Origin of the sequence: Gilliamella sp. Nev6-6 (genome assembly GCF_001690605.1) — a bacterium.
GTDB classification, from domain to species: domain Bacteria; phylum Pseudomonadota; class Gammaproteobacteria; order Enterobacterales; family Orbaceae; genus Gilliamella; species Gilliamella apicola_C.
On the sequence record NZ_LZHP01000078.1, the window covers coordinates 1 to 24240 of the forward strand.

Genomic DNA, 24240 nt, shown 5'->3' on the forward strand with positions numbered 1-24240 from the left:
GTCACTCATAAAATCCATTGACCAACATTCACCTTGTTTATTGGGAGCCAATAACTTTTCTGGCTCCCGAGGTGGAATTCGTTGTTTTCGTTTTGTTTTAAGATTCAGTTTTAACTCACAATACACTCGATAAACACGTTTATGATTCCATTTATAGCCGAGCTTTCTGATACGATTAAAACATTTAGGAAAGCCCCAGCGTAAATGCCGGTCTGTGACAGCATTCAACACCGAAATAATCACCGAGTCATCCTGCAACTTAGGTTGATAATAGTAAGCACAACGGCTTAAGCCAACAATGGCACAACTCATAGCAATAGTAACCGAATGATTTTGTTGTAGTTGCTGTGCCCACGTTTTACGTGCCTTTGTGGGCACTAAAGCTTTTTTATGATTTGTTCCTGATGCTGTGATTTTAAACTTAGCTCAGCAAACATCTGTTTAAGCTTACGGTTTTCGGCCTCAAGCTCCTTTAAGCGTTTAATATCCGACGTTTCCATACCGTCCTATTTTTCCCGTCATTTATAAAAAGTTGAATTACCCATGCCATATGTACGGCACAACTCTTTAACGGGTACACCTACCTCTGCTTCTTTTAAAATAGCTACGATTTGGTGTTCAGTCATTTTTTTCATAATTAAATCCCCTTTTCTTTTATCATAGAGAATTTTCTACTTTTTTGCTGTACTATTTTAGGGGATAGTTACAAATTGATTAGTAGGTGGAGGATGTCCACCTACAATGTTGTTTTATATGTTGAATATCTTTGTTATCACATTAGTTTTTTTGATAAACCGTTTTACCACCGACAATAGTTATTAACACTTGTACATTTTGCATGTCAGTTGCTGGAATGGTAAATGGGTTGCGATCCAAAATAATCAAATCAGCAAATTTACCTTTTTCAATTGAGCCAATATATTCATCTTGCTTTAATACATAGGCGGCATTAATAGTGGCACTACGCAATACTTCAATAGCGGTTAAATTACGATCATTATCTAATCGAGGATGCTCCGCATCAATTTGTCTGGTCATGGCAATTTGGAAATCATACCATTCATTTAATGGATCAATTGGCCAATCACTCCCAAAAGCACAAGTGACACCAGCATCAATATATTGACCATGCGCCTCTAAGCCGTTATAACGTTCAAGACCAAATAGTGTTCGATACTGCTCAATCATTGCCGTACTACAGCCTGCCCATTGGAATGAAAATACAACACAAGCGTTTAATTGTTTGTATCTAGCAAACTGATGTGATGCGCTTAATTCATTATGTGCTGTACTTGGGCGAATATCAGCATCAGGTAATGCTTTACGCATTTTTTCAATAGCATCAAGCACGACTTCAATTGCACCTTCACCTACTGTATGCATATGTGGGTGAAATCCCGCTTTTGCTGATTCAAGTATTAAAGCATCTAACATCTCAATTGAGTAATACAGGTCACCATAACGATCTTTTTCATCAGTTAACTGGTATGGCTGAAGCAAGCGTGCTGTCATTAATGGTGCTTGCATAACGCCATCTACAAATAATTTAGTATGAGATATTTTGATACCGGGCTTAGGTTGCCAGTTTTTATCATCGTAACGAGAAGCAAACTGTTTTACTTTCTCAATGACATTTGGAATATCCGCTATAGACGAAACATCATCTGGTGGCAGTTCACGGGCACCAAATAGACGAATCGAAAGCGTATCTTGTTGTTGTAGTCTTAAAAATGCATCAGCTTGGGTTTCGGTAATGCGCGCATCCATCACTGAAGTAACCCCTTGTTTATTGAGCTCAGCTTGTGACAGTTTTGCGATATTAACTGCTTGTTCGTCAGTCAGTTTAGAAATGCTGTCAAATGCGCGCATGGCTGGTGCATCTTCTAATATACCATTTAATTCGCCGTCGTCGGTACGACCAATCTTTCCATCTGTTGGTTCTGGCGTGTTTCTATCTAAACCAAATTTTTCTAATGCAATGCTATTGGCAACGAGAGTATGGCAATCATTTGAGAACAAAATTACGGGTCTTTTCGTATTGAGTTTATCAAGATCAAAGCGTGTGATATCTGTGCCAATTGGTAATACCTCTTGTCGTAACCAACCACGAACTTGTAACCAATTATCGTTGTGATTTAGCGAGTCTTGATCTAAAGATTGTTGGATAATGGCTAAAGTATCATCAATGGTTAAACTTTGATAATTTAAATTGCAAGATGACAATTGCATCCCGCCCCAAAAAGTGTGTAAATGGGAATCAATAATGCCGGGCATCATCGTTTTGCCTTGCAAATCATAAATCGTTGTATGATTATCAACATAGTGGCTGTTATTTATTTCTTGGGTTGTGCCAGTTGCAATAATATAGCCATTTTCGATTGCAATAGCTTCGCAGATACTATCGTGTTTGTCTGCGGTATAAATATAGCCATTAATATAAATAACATCAGCTTTAGCCATTATGAGTGTTCCTTAAATAAAGATCAAAATGAAAGGTGAACGATAGCAGATTTATAAAAAATTTGTCAAACGTAATAATTTTCTTTATTGTGTGTCGAGATTATGCTACAAATAAACTATATTAGTTACAGCGTCACAAGATGAGTCAATGAAGTATCAGCAATTAGAGAACCTTGAATGCGGTTGGAAGTGGCACTATTTAGTAAAAAGGCACCTAGAAGGTGAGTTAATAACACGTTATATTGAAAAAAGTGCTGCGCAGCATGCGGTCAATGAGTTATTGTTATTAGAACATAATCCAACGGGTGTTGTTGATTGGATAAAAGCGCATTTAAATCCCGATTTAGATAATCGCCTAAAGCAAACCATTCGGGCAAAGCGAAAACGGCATTTTAATGCAGAACAACAAAATACCCGAAAAAAGTCCATAGATTTGGAGTTTTTAGTTTGGCAACGATTGGCTAATTTAGCCAAACGCCGAGGATGCACGTTGTCACAAACCATTACACAACTCCTTGAAGATGCTGAGCAAAAAGATCAATATGCAACGAAAGTATCAATAATTAAAGATGATTTACTATCGCTTCTTGATGTAAAGCTTGATAGTAAATAATATAAACAACAGAATAAAAAGGTTTAATTATGGGAAAATCCCTTGTTATTGTGGAATCACCAGCCAAAGCAAAAACGATTAATAAATATCTTGGCAAAGATTTCGTGGTTAAATCCAGTGTCGGTCATATTCGTGATCTGCCTGTAAGTGGTAGCAGCCAACGAGCTGAAAAATCAACAAAAGACAAAAAAGATAAAACCGAGAAAAAAGTCAAACGTTCCGAAAAACAGATCTTAGTTGATCGAATGAGCGTTGATCCCTATAGCGGTTGGAAAGCTCATTACCAAATTTTACCAGGTAAAGAACGGGTGGTATCAGAATTAAAAAAATTAGCTAAAGATGCTGATATGATCTATCTGGCAACCGATTTGGATAGAGAAGGGGAAGCTATTGCTTGGCATCTTAAAGAGGTTATTGGGGGTGACGATAGTAAATATCGTCGTGTTGTTTTTAACGAAATCACTAAAACAGCGATCAAAAATGCCTTTAATCAGCCAGCAATGCTTGATATGGATCGGGTGAATGCGCAACAAGCCCGCCGATTTATGGATCGAGTCGTCGGTTTTATGCTATCACCATTACTCTGGAAAAAAGTGGCAAGAGGTTTATCTGCTGGTCGTGTGCAGTCGGTTGCAGTGCGACTTGTTGTTGAACGTGAACGTGAAATTCATGCTTTTATTCCTGAAGAGTACTGGGATCTTTATGCTGATTTAAATACTGCTAAAAAAGAGCAATTAACATTACAAGTCACGCATTACAAAGATGAAGCGTTTGAGCCAAAAGATAAAGTGGCTATTGATATCGCTTTAGCACAGTTGGATAAAAACCAATATCAAGTTACCCATATTGAAGAAAAACCCACTAAAAGTAATCCAACTGCGCCGTTTATTACTTCAACATTACAACAAGCTGCAAGTACGCGTTTAGGATTTGGCGTTAAAAAGACCATGATGCTAGCGCAACGCTTATATGAGGCTGGTTATATCACTTATATGCGTACTGATTCAACCAATTTGAGTCAAGATGCATTAACCATGGTTCGGGATTACATTGGTAAAAATTTCGGTAATAAATATTTACCTAATTCACCTAATGTGTACAGTAGCAAGAAAAACTCGCAAGAAGCACATGAGGCTATTCGCCCATCAGATGTGACTATTCTTGCTGATAATATTAGTGATGTAGAAGTAGATGCTTGTAAATTATACCAACTAATTTGGCGTCAATTTGTGGCTTGTCAAATGACATCGGCGGAATATAATTCAACAACAATTACCGTTAAATCTGGCGATTTTACGTTAAAAGCTAAAGGTCGTACATTGCGTTTTGATGGTTGGACGAAAGTGCAGCCACAACTGGCTAAAAACAATGAAGACAAGATATTACCGCAATTATCGGTAAATGATCAACTTGGCTTAATTAGCTTAACCCCAAATCAACACTTTACTAAACCACCTGCTCGTTATAATGAAGCATCATTAGTCAAAGAACTGGAAAAACGTGAAATTGGTCGTCCATCTACTTATGCAACGATTATTTCAACAATTCAAGATCGAGGATATGTACGTTTAGATCATCGCCGTTTTTATGCTGAAAAAATTGGTGAAATTGTTACCGATAGGCTTAGTGAAAACTTCAATGATCTAATGAGCTATGACTTTACAGCACGCATGGAACATGCATTAGATGAAATTGCTCACAAAAAGCAAGAATGGCGCGAAGTGCTTGACCAATTTTTTAGCGATTTTAGTAAGCATCTTGAAGTGGCTGAACAAGCGCCTGATAAAGGTGGAATGCAACTTAATCCATTAGTGTTAACGCCTGAAATTAAATGCCCTAATTGTGCGCGTGAAATGGGAATTAAAACGGCGGGTACAGGAGTGTTTTTAGCATGCTCTGGTTATGCATTACCGCCAAAGGAGCGTTGTAAGCAAACGATTAATTTAATTCCTGAGCATGAAACACTTAATCTTTTAGAAGAATCAGAAACAGCGGAAACCGATGCATTAAGAGCATGTAAACGTTGTCCTAAATGCCATACGGCAATGGATAGTTATTTGCTTGATAGTGAGCGAAAATTACATATTTGTGGTAATAATCCAATTTGTGATGGTTTTATTGTTGAAAAAGGTAGCTTTAAAGTTAAAAGTTACGAAGGTCCTATTATTGAATGTGAAAAATGTGGTTCTGAGATGCATCTAAAATCAGGGCGTTTCGGTTTATATATGGGCTGTACTAATTCAGATTGTAAAAATACCCGTAAAATTCTAAAAAATGGTGAGGTCGCGCCACCAAAAGAAGATCCGGTTGATCTACCTGAACTTAAATGTACAAAATCTGATGCGCATTTCGTATTACGCGATGGTGCCTCTGGAATCTTTTTAGCAGCACATAATTTTCCAAAATCAAGAGAAACCCGAGCGCCTTTGATTGAAGAATTGCAACGTTTTAAAGATCGTTTGCCAGAAAAATTTATCTATTTAACGCAAGCGCCAAACAAAGATCCTGATGGTAATCCATCGATTGTTCGTTTTAGTCGTAAAAATAAACAACAATATGTTACTTCTGAAGTGAATGGCAAATCGACAGGGTGGGTGATGCAATACGTGGATGGTAAATGGGTAAATACCAAAAAATAGATAATAGCATCTGAATTTTTGTTAAAAGATTTCAGGAAATTATACGTTTTAGTATGAAAATAGTTATTTTTGTTTGTACTAGAGTGTGAAAGGATTTACCTTACAAAATCACCCTTGCGATCTCATCAACAGGGTGAAACGCATACAGTTGAAGGAGCCTTTGTCATGAAATTGCAGCAACTACGTTATATTGTTGAAGTCGTCAATAATGATCTTAACGTATCGTTAACATCCGAAAAACTGTATACCTCTCAACCAGGTATTAGCAAACAAATAAAACTATTAGAAGATGAACTTGGTGTTCAGATATTTACTCGAACAGGTAAACACCTTTCACATGTGACGCCTGTTGGTGAAAAAATTGTTGCGCTTTCCCGAGAAATTGTAAATAAGTCCAACGATATTAAAATTATCGCTAAAGAATTTAGTCAGCCAAATCAAGGTTCGTTAACTATTACCACAACGTATACTCAGGCTCGTTATGCTTTGCCTGTTGTGATTCAACAGTTTATGCAACAATACCCGAGCATTACTTTGCATATGGAACAAGGCTCATCAGCACAATGTATTGCACAAGCGCAAGCAGGGCAGGCAGAATTTGCTATTGTAACTGAGATTTCGTCGTTAAGTGATGATATGATTGCTTTACCTTGTTATCATTGGAACCAAGCCATTATTGTGATGAAAGATCACCCGTTAGCGAAACGTAGTCTAATTTCAATTGAAGAACTCTCAAAATATCCGTTAGTCAGTTATGATTTTTCAAATGATGGTTCAGATTTAAATCAAGCTTTTACACGAGCACATCAGACTCCGAATATCGTTTTTAGCACAACAGATGCTGATTTAATTAAAACCTATGTTAAATTAGGGGTAGGCGTTGGCATTGTGGCAAAAATGGCTGTAAATAATACGTCAGATGATGATTTGGTCGTACTGAATGCTGGGCATATTTTTCCTTACAGTACCACCTATGTTACTTTTGCTCGCTCATTATTTTTACGTGGCTATATGTATGATTTTATTCATCAGTTTTCTTCTCATCTGAATCGACAAACAGTTGATAAACTTATGCTAAGTGAAAACAATAGTGATGTATTAGCAATGTTTAATGGAATAAAATTGCCAGTTTGTTAAGTAAGCCTATTTTTTTTTGCTAATTGAAAAGTAACATAAAGCGCGATAGGGATCGCACTTTATTGGTTTTTACTATTTATGCCTTGCTTTTAAAATACCAATGACATCTTGTAAAGATAGATTCTGATCTTGAAGTAAAACTAATAAGTGATAAATGAGATCTGCTGATTCATTTTTTAGCTCTTCACGGTCATGAACAGTTGCTGCAAGAGCCGTTTCGACGCCTTCTTCTCCCACTTTTTGCGCAATACGTTTAGTGCCATCGTGATAGAGTTTTGCTGTGTATGACGATTTCGGATCGGCATTCTTGCGCGCAGCAAGTAATTGTTCTAACTCAAATAAAAATCCCCACTCCGTTTTAGCACCCACAAAACAACTGTTAGCACCTGTGTGACAAGTTGGTCCTATTGGATCGGCTAAAATAAGCAGGGTGTCATTATCGCAATCGGCAGTGATATTGATTACATTTAGATAGTTACCAGAAGTTTCACCTTTTGTCCAAATACGTTGTTTAGTTCTTGAGTAAAAGGTTACTTTACCACTACTTTGTGTTTGCGTTAATGCCTCTTGATTCATATAACCCAGCATCAAAACATCGCCAGAAATATAATGCTGAATAATAACTGGCATCAAATTATCTACTTTTTGCCAATCTAATTGTTGTGAATTTAATTTCGTATTGCAATTTTGAGTTAACATAATCGAATATCTACTCCATATTGTGCCAAATAGTGTTTTAGTTCAGCAATGTTAATAATTTGCTTATGAAAAACAGATGCTGCCAATGCGCCATCCACTTCAGCTTCGTTAAATGCCTGCAAAAAATGTTGCATAGTGCCTGCGCCACCCGAAGCAATTATAGGAACACGGCATACTTCACGAACTGCTTTAAGTTGAGCAATATCGTACCCATTGCGAACACCGTCTTGATTCATCATGTTAAGCACAATTTCACCAGCACCACGTTTTTGTACCTCTTGTACCCAGTCAAGCGTGTTCCACTTAGTTGCAACTGTACGTTTTTCATCGCCCGTGAATTGGTAAACATGATAATTGTGTGATTCTTGGTCATACCATGTATCAATACCCACTACAATACACTGCACACCATAACAATCGGCAAGTTCAGTAATTAAATGAGGGTTAGCTAATGCGGGCGAATTAATTGAGATTTTATCGGCACCAAAGGTTAATATTTGCCCCGCATCTTCAACTGTTTTTATCCCACCAGCAACACAAAAGGGAATATCAATGACTTCGGAGACTTTTGCCACCCAACTTTTATCAACTACACGGACGTCTGACGAGGCGGTAATATCATAAAAAACCAGTTCATCAGCCCCTTCTTGTGCATAACGTTTAGCTAAAGGTACAATATCACCAATAATTTCATGATTGCGAAACTGCACGCCTTTAACTACTTGACCATCACGGACATCTAAACAAGGAATTATCCTTTTTGCCAGCATGAAATTGCCTCCTGAACAGTAAATTTTTCTTCAAGTAATGCCCGACCTACAATCACACCAGCAACACCACTGTCTTTAAGCGCTTTGACATCACTTAACTGACCAATGCCACCTGAAGCCTGAAAGGCAATTTGTGGGTATTTTTGGCTGATTTGCTGATACAATTTAACGTTTGATCCGCTAAGTGTGCCATCCTTAGAGATATCAGTGCACAGTACGTGCTTTAAACCGAACGGTAGGTAATCATCAATCACTTGTTCTAAGGTTTGGTTGGAATCTTCTTGCCAACCATGAATAGCAACATGTTTTTCTCCATCAGCATTAATGCGTACATCAAGTGCTAATACCAACCTTTCTTCGCCATATTTTGTAAACCACTGTTTGACTAATTCGGGTTGTTTAATGGCGGTTGAGCCAATAACCACTCGCGCAGCACCCGCTGATAGTAATGCTTGTACATCTTTTTCTATGCGAATCCCTCCACCAACTTGGATTGGCACTTGTACTGCATTAATCAATGTTTGTATTAACGAAATCTGACGTGCTTTTGGATCTTTTGCACCAGTTAAGTCCACAAGATGTAATAATTTAGCACCTTGTTTTTCATAATCTTGCAATCGTAAAAGGGGATCATTTCCGTAATCACGTTTTTGTTCATAATCACCTTGATGTAAGCGCACAACTGATCCATCAATTAAATCAAGTGCAGGTATTATTGTGGGCAAAGTAATCATGATTACATCTCCAAAAAGTTTTTGAGTAATGTGGCGCCGGCCCAGCCAGAACGCTCGGGATGAAACTGCACGCCGTAAAAGTTGTCTTTTTGTACGGCAGCGGTAAAGCTTTCGCCGTAACTGGTTTCTGCTATTGTTGCTGAGCATAATGGCATCGCGTATCCATGTACAAAGTAAAAATAAGCATCATCAGGAATATCTCGAAATAGATGATGTCCGGCTTTTGGTTTGACTTGATTCCAACCCATATGTGGTAAAGGTAGTCCACAATCAGGAATTTTTACCACATTTTCAGGAATAATCCCTAGTGTATGCACATGGCCTTCGTTACTATAATTTGCTAAAAGTTGCATACCAAGGCAGATCCCTAACACAGGTTGGGTACAAACTTTTATCAACTCAATTAAATTGCGTTCTTTTAAATTTTGCATAGCGGCTTTTGCTGAACCCACTCCCGGTAAAAACAGTTTATCAGAGTTAAGTACCACATCAGGCTCAAGACTAATTATTGGCTCATAACCTAATCGTTGCACAGCATATTTAACCGATGAAAGATTAGCACAGCCAGTATCGAGAATGACTATATTCATTTATAATACCCCTTTTGAGCTTGGTAAACGGTCACCGTCAATTTTTATGGCTTGTTTTAAGGTTCGCGCAAAGGCTTTAAACAAACTTTCTACTTTGTGATGATCGTTATCGCCTTCTGTTTCAATATGTAACGTGATACCCATTGCATAGCTCAGAGAGTAAAAGAAATGCTCTACCATTTGTGTGCTCATATCGCCGACTTTTTGGTGAGTAAATTCTGCTTTAAATTTAAGGTACGGCCTACCCGAAATATCTATTGCGCACTTAGCTAGGCACTCATCCATAGGAATAACAGAAGCATATCGAGTAATACCTCGCTTATTATTCAGTGCTTTTTTTAGTGCCTCACCTAAAGCAAGTCCTGTATCTTCAATTGTATGGTGATCATCAATATGTAAATCGCCATCGACTTGGATATTGAGTTTAATTCCACCATGGGTAGCAATTTGATCAAGCATATGATCAAAAAAGCCAATTCCTGTATTAATTTGGCTACCACCTTGGCGATCGAGCCAGACCTCGACTAATATCTTGGTTTCTTTGGTATTACGCTCAACTTTAGCATAACGATTAACCTCTGTTAACTGTTGGGCAATTTCATTCCAATTGAGATTTTCAGGATGATAGCGTAATCCTTTTATTTGCATATTTTCAGCAAGTTGAATATCGGTGAGTCTATCACCAATAACATAACTGTTTTGTGTATCTAACTTACCACTGATAAGATAAGGTAAAACTAATTGAATTTTAGGCTTACGGCACTCGCAATTATCCTCAGGAAAATGAGGGCAAATTAGAACATCTTCAAAATTAACACCTTGTGATTTAAAAATTTGCATCATAAGGTTATGTGGGCCATCAAAATCTGCTTGTGGATAGCTACTTGTACCTAGTCCATCTTGATTGGTGACCATGACTAATTTATACCCTGCTGATTGTAGTTTCAACAGAGCAGGGATTACGTTGGGTTCAAAAGCTAATTTGTCAAAACGATCAACCTGAAAATCAATAGGTGGCTCGGTAATTAGTGTGCCATCTCGATCAATAAATAAGTATTTTTGTAACATGATTACTCCTATTTTATCGTTTTGAGTGCTGAAATTACCGCCTCGCATTCAGCTTGAGTGCCAATGGTAATGCGAATCATATTTTGTTGTCCAATTACTTTGCTTTGATCTCGTAAAATAATTCCTTGATTCCATAAGGTGTTAAATACTTCTTTATTATCTTGAAATTTAACACATAAGTAGTTGGATCGACTTGGGTAAACTTTTTCAACAATCGGTAGTTGAGATAATTGGTTGGTAAACTTCTCTTTTTGCTTATTTAAATTGATCACATGTAATTTCATGGTATTAATACCATCTTTACTCAGCGCTTGTGTTGCAATATCGGCCACGGGCGTTGCAAGTGGATAAGGCGCAATGACTTTTTGCAGTGCAGCAATCACTGCTTTATTGGCAATAGTAAAACCGCAACGTAATCCTGCTAACGCAAACGCTTTAGATAAGGTACGCAAAATCACTAAATGTGGATAATTAGCAAGCCAACTAACGACTGATGATTCGGGTGAAAATTCAATATAAGCTTCATCAATGATAACTAATGCACGATCTTTAGCTATATCAAGTAACATCTTAATATCATCAGGATTGATTAAATTACCTGTAGGATTATTAGGTGAGCAGACATAGATCAGTTTTACTTTATCAAGATTTTGTTTTATTCCTTGAAGATCGAGCTGCCAATCTGCTGTTGTTGGAACGGTTTTGGTTTCTATTCCAAGTGTTTCAGCACTAACTTGATACATACCATAAGTTGGCGGACAATATAAAATACTATCTTGAGTAGGCTCACAAAAAGCACGCATTAATAACTCAATGGCTTCATCTGCTCCTCGGCTCACAATGACTTGTTCTGGCGTAACACCAACATATTGAGCGTAACGGTTGATAACCTTTTCTGGTTGTGGTTCAGGATAACGGTTTAGGCTTTGTTCCTTTAACTCAAAATGCGGTGCAACGGGAAATTCATTGGCATTTAACCACACATCGCCATTACCACCAATTCGACGAGCAGATTGGTATGGCGTCAGTTTTTGTACATTTTTTCTAACAAGTTTATTGATATCCATATTAATTACCTTATTTATTTTCTGCTTGTAATGCCGCTAAGCGGAGTGTTACGGCTTGTTTATGTGCAGTAAGTTGTTCAGCTTCGGCCATAAGCTCAACAGCGTTACCTATCATTTTTAAACCCTCTGGCGTTAATTTTTGCACGGTCATACGCTTTTGAAAATCAGCAAGTCCAAGACTAGAATATGTTGCGGTATAGCCATAAGTAGGTAGTACATGATTGGTTCCTGATGCGTAATCTCCTGCTGATTCTGGTGACCAATTCCCTAAAAATACTGAGCCAGCACTAGTGATTTTTTCAACTAACTCATCCGCATTAGATGTTTGAATAATCAAATGTTCTGGTCCGTAGCAATTACTGATATTGACACATTCATCTAAATTGCTAGTCACAATTAAACGACTTTCTTGTAAGGCTTTTTCGGCAATGTTTTTGCGCGATAGATTGGCTAGTTGTTTATCAACTTCGATCGATACTGTTTGAGCTATTTTCTCATCTGGCGTTAACAAAACGACTTGCGAATCTGGGCCATGTTCCGCTTGTGATAACAGATCGGCGGCAATAAAAGCAGGATTTGCCGAACTATCAGCAATGACTAGCACCTCAGAAGGGCCAGCAGGCATATCAATAGCAGCACCATCTAAACACTGGCTTACTTGGCGTTTCGCTTCGGTGACATACGCATTACCAGGTCCAAAGATTTTCGCCACTTTAGGTACCGATTCTGTACCAAATGCCATAGCAGCAATAGCTTGAGCTCCTCCAAGTTGATAAATTTCTGTCACTCCACAAAGTTCAGCTGCATATAATATTTCATCAGCAATCGGAGGAGGAGAACATAAAATCACTTTACGGCAACCCGCAATTTTAGCAGGGGTCGCAAGCATTAATACGGTTGATAATAAAGGTGCTGAACCACCTGGAATATAAAGTCCAACAGAATCAATTGGGCGAGTTACTTGTTGGCATTTTATTCCTGGCATTGTTTCAACCGTAATGGTTTGTTGGATTTGTGCTTGGTGAAACTTCTTAATATTAGCAACGGCAAGTTGCATAGCTTGTTTTAATTCAGGGTTAACTCGACTGCTTGCCAATTTGACTTTATCTTGAGTTAGTTTAATTTGCTTAATTTGAACTTTATCATACTTGCTACTAAGCGCTTTTAATGCTTGATCCCCATTTTGTTTAACTTGTGCCAAAATGTCAGCCACTGCTTTGCTAATTGATTCAGAAGAGCTAATTGCCGGTCGAGTTAATAATGTTGCTTGTTGTTCATTAGTACATTGTTGCCAATAAGAGAGTTTCATATTTTTACTCCATCATTTTTTCAATTGGTAATACAAGAATTGAGCTTGCTCCTAACGCTTTTAGTTTTTCCATGGTTTCCCAAAAGAGCGATTCAGTGCTGACCATATGTAATGCAACTCGATTTTGTTCACCAGTTAACGGTAAAATGGTTGGATTTTCAGCACCAGGGAGTAAAGCAACAACATCATCTAAAACCGCAGTTGGAGCGTGTAACATAATATACTTTGATTCTCGAGCTTGGATCACTCCTTGAATTCGAGTCATAATTTTATCTATTAATGCTTGTTTGATTGTAGACATTTCACCTTGTCGTTGAATTAGACAGGCCTTTGATTGATAAATGACTTCTATCTCTTTAAGCCCGTTTGCTTCAAGTGTTGCTCCACTGGAAACTAAATCACAAATCACATCAGCAAGCCCAGCTCGTGGCGCAACTTCGACCGAACCATTAAGCAAACAGGTTTTAAAAGTCACATTATATTGAGCAAGATAGCGACGTAGTAGGTGAGGGTAAGTTGTGGCAATTCGCAAATCATTTAAACATTCAGGCCCCGTATAATCAAAATCACGAGGCGCTGCAATCGACAAACGGCAGCCACCAAAGTCTAAATTGCGTAATTTTTTGAATTGTGGATTTTCGCCTTCGGCTTGCCTATCTAATACTTCTTCTTCTAGTACATTTTCGCCAACAATACCAATATCGACAACACCATCAATAACCAGCCCAGGTATGTCATCATCACGAACTCGTAAGATATCAATTGGCATATTTTCAGCAAAGGCAATTAAGCGTTGTTCTTGAAGATTTATTTTAATGCCACATTGAGCCAGTAACTTTTTTGACTCATCGCTTAAACGACCTGATTTTTGCATCGCAATGCGTAAACGCGAATTATCTAACATAATATTCTCCCATCTATCCAAAAAATTTATAAATTACAAAAAAAAAACCCCCGGAAGTTTGATCTTCCGAGGGTTTTCTATTTGCTTTTGCGATATTACCGGAAGACCAATGTCTTCCAGCACCAATCGCCCGAAGACTATTCAGGAATGATGGTGATGATGATGTTTAGTGATAAAATTAGTAACAAAAACGCAAAAACAAATCATAAAATAATAACCTTCAATTGAGTTAATAATTAAATCTACTGAACAAAATATAACATAAATTGTTTACTCGCAACTGTTTTTTGTTCTTTATTAACAAAATTCGTGTTCATTCTTAGCACATGGGGGGAGTCGTTTACTTAAATTTGAGATAATCAGTTATTTTCACGCTTAAATGGTATATAATCCTGAATATTTTTTACAACTGTATAACATTAAATAATTTGTTGTAGTTGATGATTAATTTTGTATCGACAATATTGTTCAATTTCTTCTAAAAATAGCGTTAATCTTTCATCAATAAAGCAACTTTTTATCATATAACACCCATCGCCTGTAATTTTATAAAACTCGATAATCTCGTTAAACGATTTAACCCTATTTTCAAATGCTCTAAATTGGTTGGAATCCATATAAATGGTGATAAATTGCAGGTTGCTGATTTTTTCTTTGATAGTAAACTTTTCGATAATGTGATTAGCGTGCAGTTCTTGAACTCGCTGCCCAACAGCTTGCCCTGTTAAAAATACTTTTTCGCCAATCTCTTTCCATGATTGACGGCTGTTCTTTTTCAATTCATCTAAAATAGCTCGATCTTTTTTATCCATTTTTCATTTTGAAAGCGAATAATAGCAAAGGCTTTCAGTCTACTATGTTATGCGTTACTCAATTATTACATAATTATAAATAGAAAGATAACAAAGGAGAAAAAAGATGAAACAGGCATTAGTGATTATTGATGTCCAAAATGACTATTTTCCAGAAGGTAAATTTGCCTTAGTTAATACCGAATCTACATTAAAAAATGTTCTAAAATTACAGCAATATTTTAGATTAAAACAGTTACCCATCTATTATATTCAACATACAAAATCTGATCCTAATGCTAACTTTTTTGTTAAAGGAAGTAATGGCGCTGAAATTCACTCTAGCCTATTACCTGTTAACGATTTACATGAATATATTATAGAAAAAAATTTTCCCAATAGCTTTTATCAAACCAATTTACAACAAAAATTACAGCAAGAAAGCATAGAACAATTAGTTCTTTGCGGCATGATGAGTCACATGTGTGTTGATTCAACTACCCGCTACGCTTGCGAACTAGGTTATCAGCCTATTTTAATTCATAATGTTTGCACAACGCGAGATCTTGAATTTAATGATCAAATCCTTCCTGCTCAAATGGTACATAATGGTTTTATGTCGGCATTGACGGGATTTGCATCAGTAATAAGTGCTGATGCATTTATTCATATGAAATAAAATATTAGTAAAACTAGCTTTTTTGATAGGTATGTATACAAAATGCTACGCCATATCAAATGGTATAAAGCGATTGGGAAAAATTAGGTGTTGATAGAAACAAAAAACTAATAAAATCGTTTTTATCAGAAAATCAAAATGTTAAGTTGGAATTCAAATTGTACTTTAAAAATGAAAAGCAACTTTAACAGTTGCTTTTCATTGCAAATTCGGCTAACTATTTAATTGCTTTTGCCACAATTTCTTGCGCTTCTTGTTGAAGCGTACTTAAATGTTCGTTGCTTATAAAACTTTCAGCATAAATTTTGTAAGCATCTTCGGTTCCTGAAGGGCGAGCGGCAAACCAACCGTTTTCTGTAATCACTTTAAGCCCACCAATTGGTGCATTATTAGCAGGTGCAGTCGTTAGGCATTGAGTAATTTTTTCGCCAGCTAGGTTGTCGGTAGTTAATTGACTTGCATCAAGTTTCGCTAGTTTTTGTTTTTCATTAAACGAGGCTGGCGCTTGAATTCGCCCATAATAAGAAACACCAAATTTTTCTTCCAACTTTTGATATTGTTCTTGTGGATTTTTACCCAATTTAGCTGTCATTTCGGCCGCTAATAAGCATAAAATAATCCCATCTTTGTCGGTCGTCCAAACTTTACCGTTGGTTCTTAAAAATGAGGCGCCAGCACTTTCTTCGCCAGCAAAGCCTAGTTTACCTTGGTAAAGCCCATCAGCGTACCATTTAAAGCCAACTGGGTATTCTAAGTATTTTTTGTTTAAGCTATTGGCTACTCGATCAATCATTGAGCTTGTGACTAGCGTTTTACCAATGGCGATATCTTTATGCCATTGAGGGCGATTTTGGAACAAGTAATTTACACAAGTAGAAAGATAGGCATTTGGGTTCATTAGCCCTGTAGGGGTCACTATACCATGCCGATCAAAATCAGTGTCGTTGCCAAAGGCTAAATCAAATTGGTCTTTTAATTTTAATAATCCAGCCATTGCCCAACGGCTTGAGCAGTCCATTCTGATCACTTCATCATGATCTAGGTGCATAAAACTAAATGTTGGATCGATGTTGTTGTTAACAATATTTAAGTTAATACCATATTTTTCGGCAATTCTAGGCCAATAAGTAATACCAGCACCACCCAATGGATCAACACCAATTTTTAGTGATGATGATTTGATGAGAGATAGATCAAGAATGTTTTCAAGATCGTTAATATAATCGGTTTCGTATTCTTTCGTATGGATATAATTTGAATGTATTGCTTTGTCTACGCTGATGCGTTTTACACCATTTAGTTTATTTTTTAGTAATTCATTAGCACGGTTTTCTATTTGCTTTGTAATATCAGTATCTGCAGGACCACCATTAGTTGGATTATATTTTATTCCGCCATCTTCAGGTGGGTTATGTGATGGCGTAATTACGATGCCATCGGCAAGCTGGGAATGTTTGCCTTGGTTATAGGTTAAAATAGCATGTGAAATCACTGGCGTTGGTGTATAGCCCCAATCACGAGCCATAACCACAGTTTGTTCATTAGCAACAAAAACTTCAATAACTGATTTTAATGCAAGTTCTGAAAGTGCATGGGTGTCTTGACCAATAAAGCATGGACCAGTAATGTTATTGGCTTTGCGGTATTCGGCAATGGCTTGAGCAACGGCTAATATATGAGCTTCATTAAATGTACCTTTGTTGGAACTGCCACGATGACCAGACGTACCAAAAATGACTAATTGGCTAGCATTATCCGTATCAGGTTGGATTTGGTAATAGTTATTTTTTAAGGCTTCAACATTAATAAGATCCGATGCTTGTGCTAGCATTCCTGCGCGGCTTTGCTTGGCCATTTTTTACTCCTCTTTCATAAACTAATATTTTATAATGGCTAAAAACATGAATTGATTGAGTTTATATCGTGTTTTTAACGCTATATATGTTTTTATTTAACCTGTTAGGTAAAAAAGCGTTGGTAACTTGGTTTATCATTGTTTCAGATATGCCCATGTCACTCATTATCGATTCAATAATATACATTTTTCTGGCAGTATTGGTATTACTAATAACCCAATAAGGTGTGCCAGTAATTTCGCGAGGTTTGGTATTTTTACCCGATGTTTCGAGTGATAACTTGTCTTTTGCAAGATATTGTCGTTTGCTACCATGCAATGAAGTGGCGGCAATAGCAAAAAGTGCTGGATTATAGTTATATAAGGCACTAAGTAATAATATAAAACGACTAATAATGGATTTTTCGTTTGTAAAAGTGCTGCTAGTTAATAAATCATTAAAAAGAGGATAATGATTTTCTTTTTTTACGCTAGTTCGTTGTTTTGCCAATCCAGATTGGTTTATATTTAACAAACGTCGTAATATACTTGATGCGTCTTCACCAATGTGTTTAGTTTGGCCAGCAATAAATTGGTATAATTCTTCGTCGATTTCGATAGTTTTCATTATGTTACATATGCCTATTAAATTATTTTACGGAACATCCTAAAGCAGGAACTTTGCCAAGGTGTGAATCATTTGCTGTTTTATTATCTAAACAACCACCTGATGGTTGCTCAAAAGCAGCGCTATCTGTTTTTTGTGGCGCTTGATTTACATCATGACAGGCAGTTATCATAACTGATAATATTACTTGAAAAAATAACCGTTTCATATATTCATTATATGCTTAATAAAATATTGCGCTGAGTATAACCTAACTTAGGCATAAATTGTATTGGCTATTGATAAAATAATGAAAATGCTATTGTTGTTTTTCAAAAACAATATTATCCTAAACAATGTATAACGAGTTTATACGAACATTACATGAGGAATTAATTATGAAAAAAATCGTCACATTAACTATTTTAGCTGCACTTATATCTGGATGTAGCAATAGTGATCTCCATTCTGGCGATGTATATACGGCTGATCAAGCAAAACAAGTTCAACAAGTGAGTTATGGTACAGTTGTTTCTGTACGACCAGTTAAAATTCAAGCTAATGCGTCAAATGGTAAGAGTGAAAACGTAGCGGGTACTTTAGGTGGTGCTGTTCTAGGTGGTGTTTTAGGCAATACCATTGGTGATGGCACTGGTCGTGTGTTAGCAGCTGCTACAGGTGCTATTGGTGGTGCAATTTTGGGCGATGCAATTCAAAATAAAGCCAACCAAGCTGAAGGGGTTGAATTAGAAATTAAACAGAATAAGGGATCAAATATTGTTATTGTTCAAAAAGGTTCTCCTAACGATTTCTTTGTTGGTCAACCTGTTCGTTTAGTGACTAACGGTAAGCAAATTAGCGCTTCACCTCGTAGTTTTAAAAATTCAATAAAATAAGAGTTTTTAATTTTTAATAAATTGCATGTCATTTTTGATTGAATTTTGCTCATCTTTATGGTGAGCAAAATGTTAATTTTACTCGTTTTTTGTAGTTATTTTTTATCATGCATTCCTAATCTGCAACAAATATTTGCCTGTCTAAGCGCTAACGTATAAACTCACCACAAATTTTAATGTGATAAGGAGTAATAAAGTAATGCGTATATTACATACCATGATCCGCGTTGGCGATCTACAACGTTCCATTGATTTTTATACTCGTATAATGGGAATGCGTGTGTTAAGAACCAGTGAAAATACTGAATACCAATATTCATTAGCTTTTGTTGGCTATGGTGATGAAACTACCAGTTCAGTTATTGAGTTAACTTATAACTGGGGTACGGATCAATATGAACATGGTTCGGCATTTGGTCATATTGCAATTGGTGTTGATGATGTAGCTAAAATGTGCCATGACGTGAAACAAGCAGGCGGTAAAGTTATTCGTGAAGCCGGACCTGTAAAAGGGGGCACAACTATTATTGCTTTTGTTGAAGATCCTGATGGCTATAAGTTAGAGTTAATTCAAAACGATCAGGCCGATAGAGGATTAGGTCATTAATTTATTCTATCAATGATATCGCACTGATATTTAGGCGATATCATATATGTTTTAATTTGAATGGTTTGCCAATAAATCTGCTAATAATTGTTTATTGATAACAGTTTGTTTTGATTGCTCTAAACTAGCTGTGGTAATTATTGCGCTTAAGGCATTTAACGATATATTAAAATCGTCATTGATAATGACATAGTCATACTCGTTATAATGCGAAATTTCAGCCTGTGCTTTTTTCATTCGTTTGGCAATGATATTATTGTCATCTTGCCCACGCTTTACTAGCCGATTTTCAAGCTCTTTTAGTGAGGGTGGTAATATAAATATACTTTTTGCATCAGGCATTTTTTTGCGTACTTGCCTAGCACCTTGCCAATCAATATCTAAAAAAACATTAGTCCCTTGCGATAGGCTTTGCTCGATTTCGGCTTTAGATGTGCCATAATAATGGTCAAAAACGTTAGCATATTCAACAAATGCCTGCTTGGCAATTAATGATTCAAAGTGCTCATGATCCACAAAATAATAATGCTCGCCATGTGCTTCACCGGGGCGAGGTGTGCGTGTTGTATGCGAAATTGATACTTTGGCTGGGTGCAAATTACTTTGGGAAAGGTAAGCTTGAATTAAACTTGATTTACCAGCACCACTTGGCGCTGAAACAATAAATAGAGTTCCTGTATACATAGATTGGTTTATCACTTTTAATAAATAAATGCTTTTTAATTGTCAAAGATGCTTTTGTAAATATTATAGCAAAATAAAAAAATAGATAGAGTTCTATATCTATTTTTGATATTGGATCGTGCAATTTTTATTACTTATCATTACTTTTTGCGATTTAGGTAAAATTATTTTACAAACATCGTTTAACACACGGTAGTTAACCAAGTTTTGTTACAAATTAATTATTGCATTGATTTGATTATGCTAACATTAGCTATTTGCTTAGCTCCGTATAAATTGACCGTGTCAACGAGTGCTCTTTATGTACAAACTCTTTATGGTATGCCTAATCAGGGAAAAATGGTGGTAGGATTATTTATTATATCAAACCTAAAGTCGTTGAAGATAAGTATTGTTATGGCGATAAGATTTATGTCAGACCTAACCTTGAAAAAATTTAAATAGGTGTGTTTTTGCAAAATCGAAAATATCGCAAATCAATGAATAACTCATTGCATTTATTTTTATATTCAAGCAAACTGCTGATACTTTGCGCTTATTGATAATTTACGATAATACAATGTTTATTTTTAGGTGGTTGTTATGTCATTAACATTTAAAGATGGAGTTTATGCCTGTATTCCAACATTATTGGGTTACATCGGTATTGGTATTGCGGCTGGAGTTGTGGGCAAATCAGCAAACTTGTCAGTATTTGAAGTTACGTTGCTGGCTATCATCGTTTATGCTGGTGCAGCACAATTTATTATTGCTGGATTAATGATGGTAGCGACACCCATTTCGGCCATTATTTTTACTACTTTTTTAATTAATTCACGTCATTTCTTAATGAGCATGGCAACAGCCCCCATTTTTCGCAAGTTTTCGCTATTTAATAATATTGGTATTGGTAGCTTATTGACTGACGAAAGTTTTGCTGTTGCTATGAATGCTATTGCTAATAAAGAGCCTATTAACGCAGCTTGGATGCATGGACTTAACTTAACCGCTTATACTACTTGGATTTTATCTTGCTTATTGGGTGCTTTAATTGGTGAATGGTTACCCGATCCTGCTCTGTTCGGTTTAGATTATGCTCTAGTAGCCATGTTTATTGGTTTGTTATATTTGCAATTAATTGGTGATAAAAGTAAGCATTTTAAAAATCGAATTTTAGCAATGCTAACGGTTGCGATTACGCTTATTTTGTTAATGCGCTTTGTATCTCCTGAAATGGCTATTTTAATCAGTACGCTTATCGGTTGTTTTATGGGGATGGTAATGGAGCGTGATGTATGACAATGTATAGCTTATTAATTATTTTCGGTTGTGGGTTAGTGACTTGGTTGCCGAGAATTATTCCATTTTTATTGGTTCGGAAATTGCAGCTACCTAATAGTGTAATTCAGTTTTTGTCGTATGTACCTTTATGTATTTTAACTGCACTGTTTGTGCAAAATTTATTTTTAGCAAAACAAGGACAGTTTCCTACTTTTAATATAGAGTATTGCTTAGCAACAATTCCAACTGTCATTATTGCTTTTGTAACCAAAAATTTAATGTGTATTGTGGTTGCTGGTATATGCTTTATGGCGTTAATTCGTTACTTTATTGTTTGATTTTACGTTATTCGATAATTAATTTCTAATTACGATGTATAAAGGCTATTTTAAGCACAAATAAAAAACAGGGCATTTGCCCTGTTTTTTATTTGTGCGCTTTTATGTTCTTTCTTTTGGTTCTAGCTTATTTATCGACTTTAATAACTTTTCTGCCTCATTGGTTTGGCCTAATTGATTAAAACTATCGGCTACCGCTTTTTGATAAGTAATATTATTTAAGATGGCTCGGGGTTGTGAGTGCCACCATTTTACTAGCGCTTGAGGATCATCGCTAGCTGAAAGTTGTTTAATTCGGCCAATATAGGCTGTTTGTTTAAGCTGATCTAATCGCAATTCGCTATACGCTTTAGCTTTATACATTGCTGGCAATAGGTCTATGATTGCTTGATAATCGCCCATTTCGTAATAAAGTTGATCAGCTAGTCTAAGCACTTCACCATTGCGTGGTTTTTCGTTTAATAGTTGATTCAATGTCATTCTTGCAGCAGTGTATTCGTGGTTTTTTATTTGTAAGCGAATCTGTACCAATTGAAAGGTAAATAAATCTTTTGATTGGCAACTTTTAGCAGCTTGCTCAAGAGATTGATTTGCTTCAATTAATTCATTATTATTGATTTGAGCTTGGGCTGCAAGTAAATACGATAAAGTGATATTTTTTGCCCCTTTAGCGCTTTTTACAAAAAGTTTAGCAGCTTGCTTATAATCGCCCTCAAGCAATAAGGTTTGTGCTTGTTCAATGCGTTTTATTGATTTTTTTGGTGAATGTAAGCTTAGCCAATTGCCTAATACCGTTTTAGAACTAAATATTTTACTAAAAAAACAATAAATTAGGTAAAGGAAAAGCAACCCAATTAATTCAAATATCATAAATGAATTAAACGACATGCTAATACGATAATTAGCAAATTCAAATACCGCTGAGCCTTGCTGCCCTTGTAATAATGGTCCAAGAAACAATCCACCAACTAGCACTAAGAAAATAATTAGTATTTTTATCATCATTATTCTCCTATTTTGCTAACATTGAACGAACACGGGTTTGCATCAGTTTTTCAAGCTCGCCGATGCTAGCTAGGTCTTCTGGGACATTTTGATTACTGATAGACTGATTTTGTAAACTTTCAAGTTCATTAATGAATGCTTTCACGCTTGGCGCATTACCATCAAAATAGGCATTAACCCAAATAGCTGCATCGCTAAGTGCTCGTTGGTAAATAAGTTCTTGATGTCTTGGTACTGCTTGTGCTGCAATCAATAGGCGGAAACGAATATTTTCTCGCAGGTAGAGTGATTGTTCTAAACTCAGTGGTGCTTTTAAAATTTGGCATTTTGTGATTTGTTTTTCATTTTTGCCAGCTTGTTCTAAGCATGCTTTAAAATTGTTATCTTTATCGTCAAGTTTTTCAATAGTAATGAATTTATCCATAAAGGTCTTAGCACTGCTTAACAAATTGCTGGACCACTCACTAATTGATGATGATAACTCATTATTATTGTTATCAACTACATTATTAGAATTCGCCTGTACAGTATTGCTTGTGGTATCAACATTTTGGGATTTACCATTATAGTTGTTTACATTTGTAGTATCTTCGCTATATAGCGTCATACCAAGGTCAATATCTTTATAATTGCCAACTAAAGGTAATTCGGTAAGTGATTCTGACAGACCAATTAAGTTAATAATAATACCATCGGTATCAATAAAGCTTACTTGAGCGAGCGAATTGATATCTTTACCAATAGCTTGCCTTGCAGGTAGTAAGCTTGGATCTTCAGCTTGTACAAGGCTTTGATCTGCACTTTTTAGTAGTAATCGTGCTGATGTGTAATCTTGGTCATTCCATATTTTACGACCTGCTAAATGTACTAAATAATTTGCTTGTGAAATTAACCAAACATTGTGATCGGTGGTGGACATAGCAGCTAAGCGTTCATTAATTTTTTGCAAGTTTTGTTCGGTAAGTTTTAATGAATCATTAAATTGATTGCTTAATTGCTGTTGCTTTTCTTGCTGATCGTCAAGCTCACGCTTAACACGCTGTTCTAACGAGTTAAATTGTTGGTTTTGCTTATTGATTGCATCGTTAATACTATCTTGTAAATCATTGGTGATGCTTTGTTTTGTTGTTTGTTTTAAATTTGCCAATTCAGTTTGCAATGTCGAAATGACCTTTTTTTGCTGCTTAATTTGCTGATGACCATAATAAAAACCAAAACCACTTAAGCAAACGGTTAATGCTATAGCAATTATCGATAGCTTTGAAGTAGGGGTACAGCTACTGTTGGCGTTGTTGTTAATTGACTTGGGTTGAGCCTTAGATTCTACAGGTGGATAAGGTTGTGGGTCTGTTGAATTTCTTTTGTCTTCTTTCATAGTCTTATTTGCTTCATTTTGAGTCGCAGTTGTTGAGGGTTGGCTAAATGAAGTTGTGTTTATTGTTGATAGTGTTGCATTGGCGCCATAGTATTTTGGTGGCATAAATGACCTCATTTAGATTTATTAGAAATTTATATTGGCATTATGACACAGAGTTAATCTCGTTTTAAA

Annotated in this window: 27 protein-coding genes and 1 other annotated feature; of the genes, 8 read left to right on the plus strand and 19 right to left on the minus strand. The window is 36.2% G+C overall.

Annotation, left to right across the window (positions count from 1 at the left end; all coding sequences use genetic code 11):
* The 4 genes from A9G42_RS09135 to A9G42_RS09145 all read right to left on the minus strand — a co-directional run.
* Nucleotides 1-378 (minus strand): IS3 family transposase (locus tag A9G42_RS09135; protein WP_143426068.1); only part of this gene is annotated, 378 nt, incomplete at its 3' end.
* On the minus strand, nucleotides 378-500 hold the full coding sequence (locus A9G42_RS14340; RefSeq protein ID WP_255309190.1) for a hypothetical protein: 123 nt from the start codon (nucleotides 498-500) through the stop codon (nucleotides 378-380). The genes A9G42_RS09135 and A9G42_RS14340, both read right to left, overlap by 1 nt.
* 18 nt (nucleotides 501-518) lie before the next feature.
* A complete protein-coding gene (locus tag A9G42_RS14540; protein ID WP_141674760.1) occupies nucleotides 519-635 on the minus strand; it encodes a transposase in 117 nt (38 codons plus the stop codon).
* Nucleotides 636-777: 142 nt separating this feature from the next.
* A complete protein-coding gene (locus A9G42_RS09145; protein ID WP_065653252.1) occupies nucleotides 778-2460 on the minus strand; it encodes an amidohydrolase in 1683 nt (560 codons plus the stop codon).
* Nucleotides 2461-2608: 148 nt separating this feature from the next.
* Between A9G42_RS09145 and matP the strand changes: the two genes are divergently transcribed.
* From matP to cysB, 3 genes are all read left to right on the plus strand, one after another.
* Nucleotides 2609-3073 (plus strand): macrodomain Ter protein MatP, encoded by a 465-nt coding sequence (matP, locus tag A9G42_RS09150; RefSeq protein WP_065653253.1) that lies wholly within the window; start codon nucleotides 2609-2611, stop codon nucleotides 3071-3073.
* A gap of 29 nt (nucleotides 3074-3102) precedes the next feature.
* Complete coding sequence (topA, locus tag A9G42_RS09155) at nucleotides 3103-5712, plus strand: type I DNA topoisomerase (protein ID WP_065653254.1); 2610 nt, start codon at nucleotides 3103-3105, stop codon at nucleotides 5710-5712.
* Between the two features lie 165 nt (nucleotides 5713-5877).
* Nucleotides 5878-6849, plus strand: a complete 972-nt coding sequence (gene cysB, locus A9G42_RS09160; protein WP_065653255.1) for an HTH-type transcriptional regulator CysB — start codon at nucleotides 5878-5880, stop codon at nucleotides 6847-6849.
* Nucleotides 6850-6921: 72 nt separating this feature from the next.
* On the opposite strand, the gene hisIE is transcribed toward cysB, so the two are convergent.
* From hisIE to A9G42_RS09205, 9 genes are all read right to left on the minus strand, one after another.
* On the minus strand, nucleotides 6922-7548 hold the full coding sequence (gene hisIE / locus A9G42_RS09165) for a bifunctional phosphoribosyl-AMP cyclohydrolase/phosphoribosyl-ATP diphosphatase HisIE (protein WP_065653256.1): 627 nt from the start codon (nucleotides 7546-7548) through the stop codon (nucleotides 6922-6924).
* Entirely contained in the window at nucleotides 7542-8318 is a 777-nt protein-coding gene (gene hisF / locus A9G42_RS09170; RefSeq protein ID WP_065653257.1) for an imidazole glycerol phosphate synthase subunit HisF, read from the minus strand. The genes hisIE and hisF overlap by 7 nt, the downstream gene beginning before the upstream one ends.
* Nucleotides 8300-9052 (minus strand): 1-(5-phosphoribosyl)-5-[(5-phosphoribosylamino)methylideneamino]imidazole-4-carboxamide isomerase, encoded by a 753-nt coding sequence (hisA, locus tag A9G42_RS09175; protein WP_065653258.1) that lies wholly within the window; start codon nucleotides 9050-9052, stop codon nucleotides 8300-8302. The genes hisF and hisA overlap by 19 nt, the downstream gene beginning before the upstream one ends.
* Before the next feature lie 2 nt (nucleotides 9053-9054).
* Nucleotides 9055-9642 carry an imidazole glycerol phosphate synthase subunit HisH gene (hisH, locus tag A9G42_RS09180; RefSeq protein ID WP_065653259.1) on the minus strand — a complete coding sequence of 196 codons (588 nt, stop codon included), beginning with the start codon at nucleotides 9640-9642 and terminating at the stop codon, nucleotides 9055-9057.
* Nucleotides 9643-10710 (minus strand): bifunctional histidinol-phosphatase/imidazoleglycerol-phosphate dehydratase HisB, encoded by a 1068-nt coding sequence (gene hisB / locus A9G42_RS09185; RefSeq protein WP_065580801.1) that lies wholly within the window; start codon nucleotides 10708-10710, stop codon nucleotides 9643-9645. It lies immediately after the preceding gene.
* A gap of 8 nt (nucleotides 10711-10718) precedes the next feature.
* Nucleotides 10719-11777, minus strand: a complete 1059-nt coding sequence (hisC, locus tag A9G42_RS09190) for a histidinol-phosphate transaminase (RefSeq protein WP_065653260.1) — start codon at nucleotides 11775-11777, stop codon at nucleotides 10719-10721.
* 10 nt (nucleotides 11778-11787) lie between these two features.
* Nucleotides 11788-13086 carry a histidinol dehydrogenase gene (gene hisD, locus A9G42_RS09195; RefSeq protein WP_065653261.1) on the minus strand — a complete coding sequence of 433 codons (1299 nt, stop codon included), beginning with the start codon at nucleotides 13084-13086 and terminating at the stop codon, nucleotides 11788-11790.
* Between the two features lie 4 nt (nucleotides 13087-13090).
* Nucleotides 13091-13990 carry an ATP phosphoribosyltransferase gene (gene hisG / locus A9G42_RS09200; protein WP_065566266.1) on the minus strand — a complete coding sequence of 300 codons (900 nt, stop codon included), beginning with the start codon at nucleotides 13988-13990 and terminating at the stop codon, nucleotides 13091-13093.
* Nucleotides 13991-14028: 38 nt separating this feature from the next.
* Nucleotides 14029-14153 (minus strand) — a sequence feature (His leader region).
* 256 nt (nucleotides 14154-14409) lie between these two features.
* The gene (locus A9G42_RS09205) at nucleotides 14410-14802 is read right to left on the minus strand and encodes an Lrp/AsnC family transcriptional regulator (protein WP_065653262.1); all 393 of its coding nucleotides are present in this window, start codon (nucleotides 14800-14802) and stop codon (nucleotides 14410-14412) included.
* A gap of 106 nt (nucleotides 14803-14908) precedes the next feature.
* Here A9G42_RS09205 and A9G42_RS09210 point away from each other — a divergent pair, with 106 nt between their 5' ends.
* Nucleotides 14909-15460 (plus strand): cysteine hydrolase family protein, encoded by a 552-nt coding sequence (locus tag A9G42_RS09210; protein WP_065653263.1) that lies wholly within the window; start codon nucleotides 14909-14911, stop codon nucleotides 15458-15460.
* 217 nt (nucleotides 15461-15677) lie between these two features.
* Here A9G42_RS09210 and pgm read toward each other — a convergent pair whose 3' ends face one another.
* The 3 genes from pgm to A9G42_RS09225 all read right to left on the minus strand — a co-directional run bounded on the left by pgm (nucleotide 15678) and on the right by A9G42_RS09225 (nucleotide 18130).
* On the minus strand, nucleotides 15678-17315 hold the full coding sequence (pgm, locus tag A9G42_RS09215) for a phosphoglucomutase (alpha-D-glucose-1,6-bisphosphate-dependent) (protein ID WP_065566269.1): 1638 nt from the start codon (nucleotides 17313-17315) through the stop codon (nucleotides 15678-15680).
* 61 nt (nucleotides 17316-17376) lie between these two features.
* Nucleotides 17377-17922 (minus strand): hypothetical protein, encoded by a 546-nt coding sequence (locus A9G42_RS09220; RefSeq protein ID WP_065588831.1) that lies wholly within the window; start codon nucleotides 17920-17922, stop codon nucleotides 17377-17379.
* A 22-nt stretch (nucleotides 17923-17944) separates the two neighbouring features.
* Complete coding sequence (locus A9G42_RS09225; RefSeq protein WP_065582571.1) at nucleotides 17945-18130, minus strand: hypothetical protein; 186 nt, start codon at nucleotides 18128-18130, stop codon at nucleotides 17945-17947.
* Nucleotides 18131-18296: 166 nt separating this feature from the next.
* On the opposite strand from A9G42_RS09225, the gene A9G42_RS09230 reads away from it, so the two are divergent.
* Nucleotides 18297-18797, plus strand: a complete 501-nt coding sequence (locus tag A9G42_RS09230; protein WP_065566277.1) for a glycine zipper 2TM domain-containing protein — start codon at nucleotides 18297-18299, stop codon at nucleotides 18795-18797.
* 199 nt (nucleotides 18798-18996) lie between these two features.
* The gene (gloA, locus tag A9G42_RS09235; protein WP_065588830.1) at nucleotides 18997-19404 is read left to right on the plus strand and encodes a lactoylglutathione lyase; all 408 of its coding nucleotides are present in this window, start codon (nucleotides 18997-18999) and stop codon (nucleotides 19402-19404) included.
* Nucleotides 19405-19455: 51 nt separating this feature from the next.
* Here the strand turns inward: gloA and gmk are convergent, their stop codons facing one another.
* On the minus strand, nucleotides 19456-20088 hold the full coding sequence (gmk, locus tag A9G42_RS09240; protein WP_065582569.1) for a guanylate kinase: 633 nt from the start codon (nucleotides 20086-20088) through the stop codon (nucleotides 19456-19458).
* A 582-nt stretch (nucleotides 20089-20670) separates the two neighbouring features.
* Between gmk and A9G42_RS09250 the strand changes: the two genes are divergently transcribed.
* On the plus strand, nucleotides 20671-21366 hold the full coding sequence (locus A9G42_RS09250) for an AzlC family ABC transporter permease (RefSeq protein WP_065653265.1): 696 nt from the start codon (nucleotides 20671-20673) through the stop codon (nucleotides 21364-21366).
* Entirely contained in the window at nucleotides 21363-21686 is a 324-nt protein-coding gene (locus A9G42_RS09255) for an AzlD domain-containing protein (RefSeq protein WP_065588828.1), read from the plus strand. The genes A9G42_RS09250 and A9G42_RS09255 overlap by 4 nt, the downstream gene beginning before the upstream one ends.
* A 102-nt stretch (nucleotides 21687-21788) precedes the next feature.
* Here A9G42_RS09255 and A9G42_RS09260 read toward each other — a convergent pair whose 3' ends face one another.
* Together A9G42_RS09260 and A9G42_RS09265 are read right to left on the minus strand one after the other, a co-directional pair.
* Entirely contained in the window at nucleotides 21789-22688 is a 900-nt protein-coding gene (locus tag A9G42_RS09260) for a heme biosynthesis HemY N-terminal domain-containing protein (RefSeq protein ID WP_065653266.1), read from the minus strand.
* A 10-nt stretch (nucleotides 22689-22698) separates the two neighbouring features.
* Entirely contained in the window at nucleotides 22699-24171 is a 1473-nt protein-coding gene (locus A9G42_RS09265; RefSeq protein WP_065653267.1) for a uroporphyrinogen-III C-methyltransferase, read from the minus strand.
* Nucleotides 24172-24240 lie beyond the last annotated feature (69 nt).

Excerpts from the sequence above, each read along its gene's own strand:
- A9G42_RS14340 (WP_255309190.1), bottom strand. The coding sequence starts at position 500 with ATGGAAACGTCGGATATTAAACGCTTAAAGGAGCTTGAGGCCGAAAAC.
- A9G42_RS14540 (WP_141674760.1), bottom strand. The coding sequence starts at position 635 with ATGAAAAAAATGACTGAACACCAAATCGTAGCTATTTTAAAAGAAGCA.
- A9G42_RS09145 (WP_065653252.1), bottom strand. The coding sequence starts at position 2,460 with ATGGCTAAAGCTGATGTTATTTATATTAATGGCTATATTTATACCGCA.
- matP (WP_065653253.1), top strand. The coding sequence starts at position 2,609 with ATGAAGTATCAGCAATTAGAGAACCTTGAATGCGGTTGGAAGTGGCAC.
- topA (WP_065653254.1), top strand. The coding sequence starts at position 3,103 with ATGGGAAAATCCCTTGTTATTGTGGAATCACCAGCCAAAGCAAAAACG.
- cysB (WP_065653255.1), top strand. The coding sequence starts at position 5,878 with ATGAAATTGCAGCAACTACGTTATATTGTTGAAGTCGTCAATAATGAT.
- hisIE (WP_065653256.1), bottom strand. The coding sequence starts at position 7,548 with ATGTTAACTCAAAATTGCAATACGAAATTAAATTCACAACAATTAGAT.
- hisF (WP_065653257.1), bottom strand. The coding sequence starts at position 8,318 with ATGCTGGCAAAAAGGATAATTCCTTGTTTAGATGTCCGTGATGGTCAA.
- hisA (WP_065653258.1), bottom strand. The coding sequence starts at position 9,052 with ATGATTACTTTGCCCACAATAATACCTGCACTTGATTTAATTGATGGA.
- hisH (WP_065653259.1), bottom strand. The coding sequence starts at position 9,642 with ATGAATATAGTCATTCTCGATACTGGCTGTGCTAATCTTTCATCGGTT.
- hisB (WP_065580801.1), bottom strand. The coding sequence starts at position 10,710 with ATGTTACAAAAATACTTATTTATTGATCGAGATGGCACACTAATTACC.
- hisC (WP_065653260.1), bottom strand. The coding sequence starts at position 11,777 with ATGGATATCAATAAACTTGTTAGAAAAAATGTACAAAAACTGACGCCA.
- hisD (WP_065653261.1), bottom strand. The coding sequence starts at position 13,086 with ATGAAACTCTCTTATTGGCAACAATGTACTAATGAACAACAAGCAACA.
- hisG (WP_065566266.1), bottom strand. The coding sequence starts at position 13,990 with ATGTTAGATAATTCGCGTTTACGCATTGCGATGCAAAAATCAGGTCGT.
- A9G42_RS09205 (WP_065653262.1), bottom strand. The coding sequence starts at position 14,802 with ATGGATAAAAAAGATCGAGCTATTTTAGATGAATTGAAAAAGAACAGC.
- A9G42_RS09210 (WP_065653263.1), top strand. The coding sequence starts at position 14,909 with ATGAAACAGGCATTAGTGATTATTGATGTCCAAAATGACTATTTTCCA.
- pgm (WP_065566269.1), bottom strand. The coding sequence starts at position 17,315 with ATGGCCAAGCAAAGCCGCGCAGGAATGCTAGCACAAGCATCGGATCTT.
- A9G42_RS09220 (WP_065588831.1), bottom strand. The coding sequence starts at position 17,922 with ATGAAAACTATCGAAATCGACGAAGAATTATACCAATTTATTGCTGGC.
- A9G42_RS09225 (WP_065582571.1), bottom strand. The coding sequence starts at position 18,130 with ATGAAACGGTTATTTTTTCAAGTAATATTATCAGTTATGATAACTGCC.
- gloA (WP_065588830.1), top strand. The coding sequence starts at position 18,997 with ATGCGTATATTACATACCATGATCCGCGTTGGCGATCTACAACGTTCC.
- gmk (WP_065582569.1), bottom strand. The coding sequence starts at position 20,088 with ATGTATACAGGAACTCTATTTATTGTTTCAGCGCCAAGTGGTGCTGGT.
- A9G42_RS09250 (WP_065653265.1), top strand. The coding sequence starts at position 20,671 with ATGTCATTAACATTTAAAGATGGAGTTTATGCCTGTATTCCAACATTA.
- A9G42_RS09255 (WP_065588828.1), top strand. The coding sequence starts at position 21,363 with ATGACAATGTATAGCTTATTAATTATTTTCGGTTGTGGGTTAGTGACT.
- A9G42_RS09260 (WP_065653266.1), bottom strand. The coding sequence starts at position 22,688 with ATGATAAAAATACTAATTATTTTCTTAGTGCTAGTTGGTGGATTGTTT.
- A9G42_RS09265 (WP_065653267.1), bottom strand. The coding sequence starts at position 24,171 with ATGCCACCAAAATACTATGGCGCCAATGCAACACTATCAACAATAAAC.